General features: G+C 58.4%; 14 protein-coding genes. 6 read left to right on the top strand and 8 right to left on the bottom strand.

Features of this window, described 5'->3' with window-relative positions; translation table 11 throughout:
- Positions 1-46: 46 nt before the first annotated feature.
- From LC334_RS05790 to LC334_RS05760, 7 genes are all read right to left on the bottom strand, one after another.
- On the bottom strand, positions 47-1,192 hold the full coding sequence (locus tag LC334_RS05790) for an iron-containing alcohol dehydrogenase (RefSeq protein ID WP_085799313.1): 1,146 nt from the start codon (positions 1,190-1,192) through the stop codon (positions 47-49).
- Positions 1,189-2,568 carry an aldehyde dehydrogenase family protein gene (locus tag LC334_RS05785; protein WP_085799528.1) on the bottom strand — a complete coding sequence of 460 codons (1,380 nt, stop codon included), beginning with the start codon at positions 2,566-2,568 and terminating at the stop codon, positions 1,189-1,191. The genes LC334_RS05790 and LC334_RS05785 overlap by 4 nt, the downstream gene beginning before the upstream one ends.
- A 51-nt stretch (positions 2,569-2,619) precedes the next feature.
- Positions 2,620-3,975 carry a glutamine synthetase family protein gene (locus tag LC334_RS05780; protein WP_085799527.1) on the bottom strand — a complete coding sequence of 452 codons (1,356 nt, stop codon included), beginning with the start codon at positions 3,973-3,975 and terminating at the stop codon, positions 2,620-2,622.
- Between the two features lie 80 nt (positions 3,976-4,055).
- Entirely contained in the window at positions 4,056-5,093 is a 1,038-nt protein-coding gene (locus LC334_RS05775) for a TRAP transporter substrate-binding protein (RefSeq protein WP_085799312.1), read from the bottom strand.
- Positions 5,094-5,157: 64 nt separating this feature from the next.
- Positions 5,158-6,483 (bottom strand): TRAP transporter large permease, encoded by a 1,326-nt coding sequence (locus LC334_RS05770; RefSeq protein ID WP_085799311.1) that lies wholly within the window; start codon positions 6,481-6,483, stop codon positions 5,158-5,160.
- Positions 6,483-7,079, bottom strand: a complete 597-nt coding sequence (locus tag LC334_RS05765) for a TRAP transporter small permease subunit (RefSeq protein ID WP_370737936.1) — start codon at positions 7,077-7,079, stop codon at positions 6,483-6,485. Before LC334_RS05765 ends, LC334_RS05770 begins: the two co-directional genes overlap by 1 nt.
- On the bottom strand, positions 7,072-7,857 hold the full coding sequence (locus LC334_RS05760) for an N-formylglutamate amidohydrolase (RefSeq protein ID WP_085799309.1): 786 nt from the start codon (positions 7,855-7,857) through the stop codon (positions 7,072-7,074). Before LC334_RS05760 ends, LC334_RS05765 begins: the two co-directional genes overlap by 8 nt.
- A gap of 141 nt (positions 7,858-7,998) precedes the next feature.
- On the opposite strand from LC334_RS05760, the gene LC334_RS05755 reads away from it, so the two are divergent.
- On the top strand, positions 7,999-8,871 hold the full coding sequence (locus LC334_RS05755; protein WP_085799526.1) for a MurR/RpiR family transcriptional regulator: 873 nt from the start codon (positions 7,999-8,001) through the stop codon (positions 8,869-8,871).
- A gap of 111 nt (positions 8,872-8,982) precedes the next feature.
- Here the strand turns inward: LC334_RS05755 and LC334_RS05750 are convergent, their stop codons facing one another.
- Positions 8,983-9,969 carry a zinc-ribbon domain-containing protein gene (locus LC334_RS05750; RefSeq protein WP_085799525.1) on the bottom strand — a complete coding sequence of 329 codons (987 nt, stop codon included), beginning with the start codon at positions 9,967-9,969 and terminating at the stop codon, positions 8,983-8,985.
- A 162-nt stretch (positions 9,970-10,131) separates the two neighbouring features.
- Between LC334_RS05750 and LC334_RS05745 the strand changes: the two genes are divergently transcribed.
- The 5 genes from LC334_RS05745 to LC334_RS05725 all read left to right on the top strand — a co-directional run bounded on the left by LC334_RS05745 (position 10,132) and on the right by LC334_RS05725 (position 13,775).
- Positions 10,132-10,809 (top strand): cell division ATP-binding protein FtsE, encoded by a 678-nt coding sequence (locus LC334_RS05745; protein WP_085799524.1) that lies wholly within the window; start codon positions 10,132-10,134, stop codon positions 10,807-10,809.
- A complete protein-coding gene (locus tag LC334_RS05740; protein WP_085799308.1) occupies positions 10,806-11,711 on the top strand; it encodes a cell division protein FtsX in 906 nt (301 codons plus the stop codon). The genes LC334_RS05745 and LC334_RS05740 overlap by 4 nt, the downstream gene beginning before the upstream one ends.
- Positions 11,708-12,448 carry a lysophospholipid acyltransferase family protein gene (locus LC334_RS05735; protein WP_085799307.1) on the top strand — a complete coding sequence of 247 codons (741 nt, stop codon included), beginning with the start codon at positions 11,708-11,710 and terminating at the stop codon, positions 12,446-12,448. Before LC334_RS05740 ends, LC334_RS05735 begins: the two co-directional genes overlap by 4 nt.
- Entirely contained in the window at positions 12,435-13,037 is a 603-nt protein-coding gene (locus tag LC334_RS05730) for a pyridoxamine 5'-phosphate oxidase family protein (protein ID WP_085799306.1), read from the top strand. The genes LC334_RS05735 and LC334_RS05730 overlap by 14 nt, the downstream gene beginning before the upstream one ends.
- A gap of 96 nt (positions 13,038-13,133) precedes the next feature.
- Positions 13,134-13,775 (top strand): N-acetylmuramoyl-L-alanine amidase, encoded by a 642-nt coding sequence (locus LC334_RS05725; protein WP_085799305.1) that lies wholly within the window; start codon positions 13,134-13,136, stop codon positions 13,773-13,775.
- Positions 13,776-13,873 lie beyond the last annotated feature (98 nt).

The raw sequence follows: 13,873 nt of genomic DNA, 5'->3' as shown, positions 1-13,873 counted from the left end.
CACGCCTCAGGAAATTTGGCGTGTGCAGCATCAGCCGATACATACCCTAGATCACAGCCCGGAACAGCCCTGCCAGGTTGTCACGCGTCAGTTCAACCGGGTTGCCGCCACAGCTTGGGTCTTCTAATGCCATCGCACTCAGTTCGTCTATGCGGTCATCGCCTACACCCAAGTCCCGCAGCTTGCGGGGAATGCCAAGGCTATCGTTGAATTCCTGCACGAAGGCACGGAACCCACCGAACCCTCCTGAAATACCCAGATAGGACGCGGCCAGATTGAAGCGATCCTCGATTTCGGGGGCGTTCATCTCCAGCACCGCGGGCATACAGACCGCGTTCGTGGTACCGTGATGCGTGTTATAGACTGCGCCGATCGGGTGGCTCAACGCGTGGATGGCCCCCAAACCCTTCTGAAAAGCCGTGGCCCCCATCGCTGCCGCGCTCATCATGTTTGCGCGGGCTTCGATATCCGTACCATCGGCATAGGCGCGGGGCAGGTTGTCGATCACTAGCCGCATGCCTTCCAGTGCAATCCCCTGGCTCATTGGGTGGTAATGCGGGCTGGAAAATGCCTCGACACAATGGGCGAAGGCATCAAGCCCGGTGCCAGCGGTGATGAATTTCGGCATGCCCACGGTCAGTTCCGGATCACAGATCACGACCGCGGGCAGGACCTTGGGGTGAAAGATGATCTTTTTCACATGGGTCTGGGAATTGGTGATGACCGACGCGCGCCCCACCTCGGAACCGGTGCCCGCTGTGGTTGGCACGGCAACAATCGGCGCAATCGCGTCAGCGTCGGCGCGCGTCCACCAATCGCCGATATCCTCGAAATCCCAGACGGGCCGGGTCTGGCCCGCCATGAAGGCCACCATCTTGCCCAGATCAAGCCCCGAACCGCCGCCAAAGGCAACCACACCGTCATGACCCCCGGCCTTGTAGGCAGCGACACCCGCATCAAGGTTCTTTTCATTCGGGTTCGGATCGACATCGCTGAACATGCCCCGGCCCAGCCCGGCGGCCTCCATGATGTCCAGCGTCGACAGGGTGACCGGCAGATCGGCCAAGCCCTTGTCGGTTACCAGCAGCGGTTTCTTGATGCCGGCCGCCGCGCAGGCATCGGGCAGTTCCTTGATCCGGCCAGCGCCGAATTTCATTGCGGTCGGGTAAGACCAGTTTCCTGTCAGGCTCATGATGTCACCTTCTTCAGATGGTAGGATTTGGGTCGTGTCAGATTGTGATAGCCGATGACCGACAGGCCGCCGCCGCGCCCGGTATCCTTGCAGCCGGTCCAGCACAGGCCCGGATCAAGGTAATCCGCGCGATTCATGAAAACGGTCCCGGTCTCGATCCGGTCGCCAACGCGCGCGGCCCGATCCAGATCGCGGGTCCAGAGACTCGCGGTCAGACCAAATTGGCTGTCATTCATCAATGCGACCGCTTCGTCATCACTCTTCACGGGCATGATACCCACCACCGGGCCAAAGCTTTCGTCACGCATCACCCGCATATCGTGGGTCACGTTCGTAAGTATCTGCGGCGTCAGGTAAGCGGCACCGTCATCCGCGGGCATTTTATCGATATGAGCTGTGGCGCCATCGGCCAAAGCCTCGTCGATCTGCGCCCGCGCCTCTTGGGCAAAGCGCACATTCGCCATCGGACCGATCGAGGTCTCCTTGTCCAGAGGGTCGCCCAGCTTATAACCGTTCACGATTCGCACCGCCTTTTCGACAAAGGCATCAAACAAGCTCTCATGCACATAGATGCGCTCAATCCCGCAGCAGCACTGGCCCGAGTTGAACATCGCCCCGTCAATCAGCGTGTCCACTGCCGCATCAAGATCCGCATCCTCCATCACATAGCCGGGATCCTTGCCGCCCAGTTCGGTCCCGACGCCGGTAAATGTGCCCGCCGCGGCGCGCTCCATCGCCTTACCCCCGCCTACCGAGCCGGTGAAATTCACAAAATCAAAGGCTCGCCGCGCGATCATCTCGGATGTAGTGTCATGATCCAGAAAAACGTTCTGGAAGACATTTTCAGGGATGCCAGCGGAGTGAAACGCCACCGCCATGCGTTCACCCACCAAAAGTGTCTGGGTGGCGTGTTTCAGCACCACCGTGTTCCCGGCGATCAGCGCTGGCGCCACCGTATTGATCGCGGTCATATAGGGGTAGTTCCAGGGGGCGACGACGAAGACAACGCCTTGGGGAATGCGTTTGATATATCGTCTAAATGTCTCATCCTCACCCACCTGGATATCGGCCAGCGCCTCGGCGGCAATCTGACCCATATGGGTTGCGCGTTCATTGAACCCGCCAAATTCTCCGCCGTAACGGACAGGACGACCCATCATATGGGCCAGTTCCGGCACGATCACGTCATTCATCGCGCCCACGGCGGCGACACCGGCCATGACCAGGTCGATCCGCTCCTGCAGCGGTCGTGCCGCCCAGCCCGCCTGCGCCGCACGGGCTGCCTTGGTCGCAGCCATCGCCGCATCGCGCGACAGCACCTCGCGCTCGGCAAACACCGATCCATCAATCGGCGAGATACACCTAAGTGTCGTCATTTTTTCCTCATCTGTTTCAGGCATTCCTGCCCTTCTTCTTGGCCGAAATACTCAGGCCCGCTCAAACCCGCGTGCGATCTCATAATCCGTCACAACGCGGTCGAAATCCTCGATCTCCACCTCCGCAGCGCGCGCATAGTGGTCCACCACATCGTCGCCCATCGCCGCCCGCAACATGGCAGACCCCTTCAGCGTGACCATCGCGTCACGAAGGGTCTGCGGGATCATACCGCTGTCACCCTCATATGCGTCGCCGGAAAATGGCGGATCAAGCGGCAACTCCTCCTCGACCCCGGCAATACCCGCGGCAAGCTGTGCCGCCATCGCCAGGTAGGGATTCAGATCCGACCCGCCGACGCGGCATTCGACCCGGACAGCCTTGGTGCCGTCACCACAGAGCCGGAAACCGGCCGTACGATTATCCACCGACCAGATTGTACGGGTCGGCGCAAACGATCCTTTCTGGAACCGTTTATAGCTGTTGATATACGGCGCCAGAAAATAGGTGAAATCCGGAGCGTATTTCAAAAGACCCGCCATATAATTCTTCATCAGGTTGGACATGCCCAGCTTGTCATCCGTGTCGTAGAATACAGGCTTTCCATCTTTCCACAGCGATTGGTGCACATGGCTGGACGATCCAACCTTGTCGTGGTGCCATTTCGGCAGGAAGGTCGCCGCATGGCCCTGCTGAAATGCGATCTCCTTGACCGCATTTTTCGCGATTGTGTGGTAATCCGCCGTATCAAGTGCTGCGGCATATTTGATGTTCAGCTCTTCCTGCCCGGTTTCGGCCTCGCCTTTGGAGTTTTCCACCGGGATACCCGCGTTCCACAGATGATTGCGGATGGGCCGCATCACATGTTCTTCCTTGGTGGTCTGCAGGATCGCGTAATCCTCATTGTAGCCGGAGATCGGTTCCAGATCGCGGAACTTCTCCTTGCGGATCTCGTCAAAGCTTTTCTCAAAGAGGAAAAACTCCAACTCGGTCGCCATCATCGCGTCATAGCCCATCGCCTCGAGGCGCCTGAGCTGTTTTTTGAGTACCGCGCGGGGGGAATGGGGAACGTCTTCATGGGTATGATGATCAAGCACATCACACAGCACCATCACCGTACCGTCCAACCACGGCACCGGGCGCAGGGTTGTCAGGTCGGGCTTCATCACATAATCACCATAGCCCGACTGCCAGGAGGTCGCGGCATAACCATCGGGAGTCGCCATCTCCAGATCGGTGGCCAGCAGATAGTTACAGCAATGCGTCTCTTCCCAGGCGCCGGCGATGAAATGCCCGGCATGGAAACGCTTGCCCATCAGCCGTCCCTGCATGTCCACAAGGCAGACCAGCACCGTATCGACATCACCAGCGGTGACTTGTGCTTTCAACTCTTCGAAACTCAGGCTCATTTCACCGGGTCCGTTCTCTTGCATGTCAAATGTCACCCGGCCCCGGGCAGTGCAGGGACCGGAATTGAATTTGGGTCAAATCAACCGTTTGTGTAGGGCGGTCCTGCCTGGTTGATGACCGAGTTGTACTCCTGGAAGATGCTGATGATCTTCTGCTGGATTTCGCCCTCTTCGGCGACCTCTTTCCAGAAGTCCTTCGCGGCATTTTCTACCTCGGCCCATTCATCCGCGGGCACGGTACGAAGCTCCAGCTTGTCGCCCTTGGCGCGCAGGGCCGCCTCGCCGCCCCAGTACCACTGGTTGCGGTAGGTATGACCGGCTTCGGTTGCTGCCATCACCAGTTGCTTGAGGTGATCCGGCAGATCAGCCCAACGCTGCTGGTTGACAAACCACGACCCGATCCAGGCGCCCGAGATGTTGTTGGTCAGGAAGTAATCAGTCACGTCTGCCCAGCCGACGGTGTAATCCTCGGTAATGCCTGACCAGGCCATGCCATCGAGCTCACCGGTCTGCACCGCCACCTCTGCATCCTCGTACGGGATATTCATCGGCACCACGCCGAATTTGGCCATGAAACGGCCCGCAGTCGGGAAGGAATAGAGCCTGAGTCCGTCCAGATCGGCAACCGATTTGATTTCCTTCTTGGTGTTGAAGTTACACGGGTCCTGACCGGCGGCAGAAATCCACTGGACGCCGACCTTTTCATATTCCGACCGCCAGATATCGGCGAGGCCATACTGGTTAAAGAGCACCGGCACGTCGAGGATGTGCTTGGTGGCAAAGGGGAAATACCCGCCGAACTGGCGAAGCGGCGTGGGTGACGCCATCGAGTCGTCGTCTGAGTGCACCGCGTCGATGGTGCCGCGCTGCAGCGCCTGGAAAAGCTCACCAGTGGGGACGATCTGATCGGCATAGAAAAGTTCGATCTCCATTTCGCCATTGGCGGCGTTGTTTACATAGTCGACCATCGGTTTGGTCACATGCTCGCCCAGGGCGGACCCGGCATAGGTCTGGAAACGCCATTTGATCGGCGTCTGCGCCTTTACGATTGCAGGTGTGGCAAATGTTGCTGCTGCACCGATACCGGCGCTGGTTAAAAACTTTCTTCTAGTTGTCATCACTCTCTCTCCTGTTTTGTGCTCGACAATTGATGCTCCGTTCCCGGAGTTCTCTGATAATTTTCTATTTCCCATAGACATAATCCGGCAGCCAAAGGGCGACTTGCGGGAAGATCATCACCACAGCCAGCGCGAAAGTCATTACCAGCACGAACGGAATGATTGACCGGTAGATATCGTGGATCGTGATCTCGGGTGGGGCCATGGCCCGCATCAGGAAAAGGTTATAGCCAAAAGGTGGCGTCATATAGGCGATCTGGCAGGTGATCGTATAAAGCACGCCGTACCAGATCAGATCAAAGCCAAGCGCGCCCACAAGCGGCACATAGAGCGGTGCCACGATAACCAGCATCGCGGTATCATCCAGAAACGTGCCCATGACGATAAAACTGAGCTGCATCAGGATCAGGATCATGATCGGCGAGAGGCCCATCTTTTCGGTAAAGAGGCTTTCGATCGCCTTGACCGCGCCCAGCCCATCGAAGACCGCGCCAAAGGCCAGAGCCGCCAGAATGATCCACATGAACATGCAGGAAATACCAAGCGTGTTGCGCACGCTGGTCTCGAACACCTTGCGGGTCATGCGGCCTTTCAGCACGGCGGCGACAAAGGCGGCCATCGCCCCAATGGCCGAGCTTTCGACCAGCGACGTCCAGCCTTTGACAAAAGGCACCATCATCGAAAAGAAAATCACCAGCGGTAACAGGCCCGCGCCCAGCAAACGTATCTTCTCGGGCCATCCGACATCGCGCTCTTCTTTCGGCAAAACCGGACCGAGCGAAGGCGTGATCTTGCAGCGAATGGCGATGTAGATGATGAACATCGCCGCCATCATCAGGCCAGGCAAGACACCCGCCAGCCAAAGCTGACCAACCGGCTGGCGCGCGATCATCGCGTAGAGCACCAGAACAACGGATGGCGGCACAAGAATCCCGAGGGATGATCCAGCCTGTATCACCCCAGTGACCATGCGTTTATCATAGCCGCGTTTGAGCAACTCGGGCAGCGCAATCGTGGCCCCGATGGCCATGCCCGCCACGCTCAGCCCGTTCATTGCCGAAATCAGGACCATCAGCCCGATCGTACCAATCGCTAGGCCGCCAGATAGTCCGCCCATCCAGACGTGGAACATCTTGTAGAGGTCGTCGGCAATCCGGCTTTCGCTGAGGATGTAGCCCATGAAAATGAACATCGGCAGGGTCAGCAGCGGATACCATTTCATCAGCTTGATCGCGGCCGCAAAGCCCAGATCATAACCACCCCGATCCCCCCAGAGCAGTAGCGCGGCAACCACGGCGACAAACCCGATGGCACCGAATACACGCTGACCGGTCAGCAGCATCAGCATCATGCTCGAGAACATCAGCAGAGCAATCATCTCGTATGACATCAGATTTCATGCCCCCGGATGCGCAGCACATCCTTGCAAAGTTCAGAGATGGCCTGCAGCAGCATCAGGAAGATCCCGATCACCATGATCAGCTTGATTGGCCACAGATAGGGCCGCCAGACCGAGGGGCTGCGTTCCATATGACCCATTTCGGCCAGTGCCGCGTCAGGCCCACCGGTAAAGAAGGCGCCGATGAGCGAGGCGAAGAAACTGAACGGCTCGCCCGAGAAATCGCCCAGCGAATAGGCGGTCGAGCTGATCCCGCCCCAAAGCAGGATGATCAGATAAAAGATCAGGAAGAACACGGTCAGCGCATCGAAGCTGGCACGGCGATGATCGCTCCACGCGCCGTAGAACAGATCCATCCGCACGTTCGAGCCCAGTTGGATCGAGTATGGCCCACCCAGCATATAATAGGCGACCATGCAGAACTGCGCCATTTCCAGCGTCCAGAGCGCGGGTACGAAGAAGGTTTTCGACACCGACGACCAGAGCAGCACGCCGATCATCGCAAAGACGCCATACATGATCACCCGACCGATAAGCCGGTTCATACGGTCGATCCATCGAATGTATCCCAGCGCAACCTTAGACACGTCCGGCCCCTTCCAGAGTCAGCGTCTCAAGCGCGGGGGTGATCAGAGTCATGAGCTCATTGGCCATTGCCTGCTCATCCTCGGCCGTCCGTAGCAGATCATTGCGCACCTCAAGCATGACATTGGCAAACCCATGCACCTGGCCGTGGATTTTTAGCGAATGAGTAACTCCATCAGCGGGGCCATAAGGCTCATTGCGCTCGATCCGGCGGTGCGGCAGCAGATGCGCCTGCGCCAGCATCGCATTGGCCAGACGGCTATCGTCGTCATGCAGGATGCCGATTTCAACCGCACGAGGTCGACCGAAATACACCGGCGTAAAACTATGCATCGTGATCAACACGGTGGGCCTGCCTGCCGCCTGTCGGGCAGCGACCACATCATCTACCGCGTCACAAAAAGGGCGATAGACGGTTGCGATCCTCTCCTCCCGACTGGCCTGTGACAGGCTTTGGTTGCCCGGGATGTCGAATTTCTCGGATTTTACCGGCATTGCATTGGATGCCTCGGGTGGTCGGTTACAATCATAGACCAAACGAGAGACACAAGACGCCACAACCGTCGCGTCCAAAGCCGCGGATATCAGCAACGACAAGGAACGCGCGCCGGGGTCCCACGCGGCATGGCTGCTCCGCACCTCCGCGTCCAGACCCAAACCGTCATATCGCGCAGGAATGTGGTTAGACGCATGCTCACACAGGATCAACGCCACGCCCGCGCCTTGCGGGTTCAGCACCTCGACCGCCTGCGGCGGATCGGTGGCAGCGTCGCCGAACATCCTGATCTCCCCCTGATTTGGAAATATCTTTTCGCAACACCGATAATGTGTCAATATATTTTCAGAGATTTTTCGCGCTTGAAGAAATATTTACAGACAAGCGCGATTCACGACCCGTAGGCCAGCACTGGGGGAATGCCCTTGACCAACCCGACCGCAACCGTACGAGAGCTTATTCGAGAACACTATGCGACGCTCACTCAGTCCGAGCGTAAGTTCGCGAATTCATTGCTGGAAAACTACCCGGCGGCAGGTCTGGCCTCGATCACCATCGTCGCGGAAAACGCCGGGGTTTCGACGCCCACGGTGGCCCGGATGGTGCAAAAGCTTGGGTTCAAAGGCTATCCGCATTTCCATAAGTCGCTGCTGAAGGAACTACAGGCCAAGGTTTCGGGCCCGACCCAGCGGCGCGACAACTGGGTCAGCGACGCGCCCGAGTCGCATTTGCTGAACAGATTTTCGCAGGCGGTGACGCAAAACCTCAGCCAGACATTTTCCAATGTCGACACCGAAAGCTTTGATCGCGCGACCCGGCAACTGGCCAATACTGACGGGCGGCTCTACGTGGTGGGAGGGCGTATTACACGGGCGCTGGCCGATTATGCCTTCACCCATTTTCAGGCGATCCGGCAACGGGTCACCCATATGACATCATCCTCGGCGACCTGGCCGCATTACGTGCTGGATATGGTCGAGGGCGATACCTTGGTGATCTTCGATGTCCGCCGCTACGAGACCAATTTGCAGAACCTGGCCAAACTGGCGGCCGAGCGCGGGGTGGTCATCGTCCTGATCACGGATCAATGGGCGTCTCCGGTGGCGTCGGAAGCCGATTACATCTTCAATTGCTGGGTCGAAATTCCCTCGGCATGGGATTCAAACATCTCGACAATGATGTTGCTTGAAGCGTTGATTGCAGCCACTCAAGAAGAAAAATGGCCCGAGACGCGGGACCGATACGAACGGCTGGACCAGCTTTTCGATCACACCCGGCTGTTTCGGAAATTCAGTTAAGGTCAGCGTGAGCCGACCGGTACAGCCTTTCTCGCCGGACATTGCGGCAGCTCCAAAGCTACGCTTCCAGAGCTTCAGCGGTTTGATGCGCCGCTACTTTAGCGCTTGTTGCTATGATGTTGAGGTCACGCCGAGCATGTCGTTCAGCCACAATCGACCGGCGTTCACAGCATCGACATAGCCCGAAAGCACACCCGCAAGTGCCGGCACTTTTTCCGAAATCGCCGGAGCTAGCACATAGACCAACACCAAGATCACAGTCAGAAGTATTACCCGCAGGAAGCCGCGATTGAATCCTTTACGGGCAGCTACAGCCTCGGTCACCGCCGCATCACCCGAGGCATAATCCGTTTCGACACGCGCACTCTCGGAATCGAGTGACGAGTTGATCTCATCAATATCCGGCAGCAGATTGCGGCGCGAGATCAGACCGGGATCAGGTTCCGGTTCGTCGTCATCGGGCAAACCACGCAGACGCGCCATGCGCTCACGTGATTCCTGCGATCGCTGGTCTTCTTCTGACGGGCCGTCAAGGCCCAGATCCGGTTGGGTTTCCAGATCGCCGCTGGTTTCGACGGATCGCGCTTCCTGCTCGCGCGCAGCCTCTTCGCGCAACACATCGACAATCGAGGGATCAAGCCCGCGTCTCGGCGGGCCCTCTTCAGCTTCAGGCTCATCACCGACTTCGGGCTCATCATCGGCGGCATCCCGGGGCACTTCTTGTGGATCGTCTTTTTCGCCTTCCTCCGGATCAGGCTCAGGCTCGCCGGCTTCATCGGATTGCGGTTCAGGGCCGGGATCAGTGTCAGCCTCGTCTTCAGAATCCGAGGCACTGTCCTGATCTGTATCATCGCCCTGATCAGAGGCGCTATCTTGCGATTCTTCCTCTGCGTCGTCGGTTTCCGGCTCTTCTTCAGGGCTGTCCCATCCCGGATGCGATGCGTCAGCGTCCTCTTCGTCCTCCGCCGGTTGATGATCGGGGTGATGTTGAAACCAGGTATCGCCGCAATTCGAACATTGAACGTCACGACCCGTTTCGGGGATTACCTCATCCGGGACCTCGTACTGCGCCCCACAATTTGGACAAGTCAGCCTCATATTGCCCCCTATGTCTGCCGCCGCTCTTCGGCCAAACTTATTGGCGGCTACCATATGCCGGAAAATCATGCCCGAAAAGGACAAAGAATTTCAATTTTGTAATGATTGCACAACTGTGTCCTCTGAGGCATTTAGGGCTAAGACGAGCACAAGGGGGCGGTGGTGATCGAGCTGGAAAATGTAGCCTACGGCTATGGCGGGGGTGAATTGCTGAGCGACGTATCGCTCAATCTTCATGCGGGATCGTTTCACTTTTTGATCGGCCCGTCTGGCGCGGGCAAGACCACGTTGCTGAAACTCTGTTATGGTGCGCTGCTGCCCACCTCCGGAACCGTAACCCTGTTTGACCGCAACGTCCGGGATCTGGAGCGTGACGACATCGCCATGACCCGCAGACGTGTGGGGGTAGTACATCAGGACTGCCAGTTTCTCGACCACCTGTCAGTATCGGACAATATCTCGCTGCCGCTGATGGTTTCGGGGCGTGACCTGCAGGCAGAAGCCGCGAACCTGAAAGAGCTGACCAGCTGGGTTGGCCTGACCGAGCGCGCAGGGGCTCTACCGCCCGAACTTTCAGGCGGCGAGCGCCAGCGCGCCGCCCTGGCCCGCGCGATCATCATGTCGCCCGATGTGATCCTGGCGGATGAGCCCACCGGCAATGTCGACTGGGAGATGTCACAACGCCTGTTGAGACTGCTGCTGGAACTTAACCGCATGGGCAAGACGATCATGATCGCCACCCATGATCTGGCGCTGGTTCGGGCCGCCAAGTCACAGGTGCAAAGCCGGGTGCTGCGCATCTCGGGCGGTCGCCTGCAATCGGCGGGGGCTGATCTATGAGTGCGAGCATCCGTAAGGTCATCGAATTGCTGGCGGGTGATGCCCAGGCCGACAAGGCCGTGCCCCCGACCGGCTACACCGCCACGCTCACGCTGTTCAGCGCCGGCGCGATGGCATTTCTGGCGGTCTTCGCGCTGGCATTATCGCTCGCAACCGGGCGGCTGGCGGATCGCTGGGGGGATGAGCTGGCCCGCAGCTCGACCTTGCGTATCTCGGCCCCGTCCGACCAGATGACCGCCCAGACCGAGGCGGCGCTGAACGTGCTGGCGACCACCAAGGGCGTCGCCAGCGCGCGTGCCCTGGACGATGATGAACAACGCGCCCTGCTGGAGCCGTGGTTCGGCCCCGACCTGCCGATTGAGGCACTGCCAATTCCGCAATTGATCGAAGTCATTGAGGATGACGAGGGGTTTGACCCCGCTGGCTTGCGGCTGCGTCTTGCCGCCGAAGTACCGGGGGCGGTTCTGGACGATCACACGCGATGGCGGCGGCCGCTGATCCGGGCGGCCGAACGGCTGCGGCTGCTGGGCTGGGTCTCGCTGGGTCTGATCATGGCGACAACCGCTGCGATGATCACGCTGGCAGCGAATTCGGCGCTGGCAGCGAACACGCAGGTAATCTCTGTCCTGCGCCTTGTCGGTGCACGCGACGTCTATATCGCCCGTGCCTTTGTGCGCCGCTTCACCCTGCGCGCCCTTGGTGGTGCCACGGTTGGCGTCATTCTGGGATCAGCCGCCATTCTTCTCTTGCCCTCTGCCGATACCGGCGGCGGTTTTCTGACCGGCCTCGGCTTTCGCGGCCTGCACTGGCTCTGGCCGCTGGTCATCCCGCCGCTGGCTGCTATCGTGGCCTTTATTGCCACCCGCGCGGCGGCCCGCAGAACCCTGAAGGACATGACATGAGCTATGCCCTGCAATGGACGCGCTCGCTGATTTTCACCATCTCGGCCTATGTCATGATGGGTGTACTTGGTATTCTCTATTTTCCCTGGGCAATCTTTAGCCGCCGGGGTGCTTTGGCGGGCTGCCATGCCTGGTGCCGATGGATACGCTGGAGCGCTCGCTGGATGGTGGGTCTGCGCACCGAGGTGCGCGGCACGCCGCCAACAGACGAGGTCGTGGTTGCAGCCAAACATCAATCCTTCCTTGATATCATTCTGATTTTCGGCGCCATTCCCTCGGGCAAGTTCATCATGAAACGCATTTTGATGTATGCCCCGGTCATAGGCCAATATGGGCTTCGCATCGGCTGTGTACCGGTCAATCGCGGCCAGCGCGGCAAGGCAATCAAGAAAATGGTCGCGGATGTCGCGAAAGGGCGCCAGCACCCCGGCCAGTTGATCATCTATCCACAAGGCACCCGCATCGCGCCCGGTGTCAAAGCCCCCTATAAGGTCGGCACCGGCGTGCTTTATGAACAGTTGCAGCAGGATTGCGTGCCGGTGGCCGCCAATGTCGGCGTCTTCTGGCCCAAGCGCGGCATTTACCGCAAACCCGGTCTTGCAGTGGTCGAATTCCTGCCGCGGATCAAGGCAGGGCTCGACAAGGCAACATTCATGGCAAAGCTCGAAGATGAGATTGAAACGGCCTCGAACAGGTTGATGAAAGAAGCGGGATTTGAACCGGATGGAATGGGTTGAAGACATCACCGCGCTTGAAGCGCTCTATGGCGAGCCCCCCGCAGCGGCACTGCGCAAGGTGGCGCACCGGCTGACACCGCTTTACCGCAAGTGGATTATGACCTCACGCTTCTGCGTGCTTAGCACTGTTGGCCCGAACGGCACCGATGGCAGCCCGCGCGGCGATGACAGCCCGGTGGTCACAGAACTGGATGAACGCACCCTGGCGATGCCCGACTGGCGCGGCAATAACCGACTAGATACGCTTAGAAATATCGTTGAGGACGGCCGCATATCACTGATGTTCATGGTGCCGGGGTCAAACACGATCGTCCGCGTGAATGGGACCGCCAGATTGGCAACCGACAAGACCCTGCGCAGCCGTTTCGAACGTAAGTCTCGCCTGCCTGCAACCGTCATCGTGATTGCCATAGTCGAGATCTACACTCAATGCGCCCGCGCACCGCTGCGCGCCGGATTGTGGGGCCGTGATGACAGCGCGGGCCTGCCGACACCGGGCGCAATCCTTGCGGAAATGACCGAGGGTGAAGAAGGCGGCGCTGACTATGACAGCGCCTGGAGCGCCCGTGCCGCCAAAACGATGTGGTAGGTAGACAGCCTCGTTTTCCTACTGGTCTGCGGTCAATTTCGAAACGCCATTAAGTCGTGCTATTGTGTTTGCCTCAATTTAGAGGAGAAATTTGTAATGCCAAATGTTAAGTATTTGTTTTTCCATACTGCCGCCGCTGACATTCGAAACGTCGACGCCAGGCGAATCGATAGATGGCATCGTGACAAGGGCTGGTCGGGAATTGGGTATCATTACGTGATCATTGATGATCGCCACGACACCCTACCCGATGGCGCCGTTGAAAAAGGCCGGGCGGAAAACAGAAATGGCGCGCAGGTATTGGGCGCAAACAGTATTTCATTGGGCATATGTTGCGTTGGTCACGGCAACGTCACAGACTTCACGCAAGCTCAAAAAGTGTCTTTAGTGAATCTGCTCGTGAAGCTTGCCGACAAATATAATGTTCCGACAGAAAATATCCTGGGTCATCGTGAAGTGAACACTCTGGTAGATAGCGACATATTGGACGAAAGCGCCAGAACGTCAAAATCATGTCCAGGCAACAAGGTCGACACCAACGAGATCAGAGGGTTGGTCGAGGTGGCCCGGTCAGGGGGAACGATCGCCAGTGCCACCGGTTTGGGGGCACAAAGCCCCGATGTTGTCGTCGAAGCCTTACGCATCATCGCCGCCAACGAGGAAATGCTAGGAAATGCAAGAGAGGAATGGCGAAACTTCTTCTTCAACGGCGAAATTCAGGCCCTGATGGAGTCGTAGAAGCCGGTAACCTCATGTTGCGATGGCGGTTTCTTTAGCTGGCGCGCCCGTATCGACATCCCGACGGGCGTCGCCACAATTCAGCAACAGCCGTAAAT

The organism is Roseovarius aestuarii, from assembly GCF_019966515.1.
Taxonomy (GTDB): domain Bacteria; phylum Pseudomonadota; class Alphaproteobacteria; order Rhodobacterales; family Rhodobacteraceae; genus Roseovarius; species Roseovarius aestuarii.
Note: the sequence above shows the minus strand (reverse complement) of the source record. Positions and strands in the feature narration are given on the sequence as shown.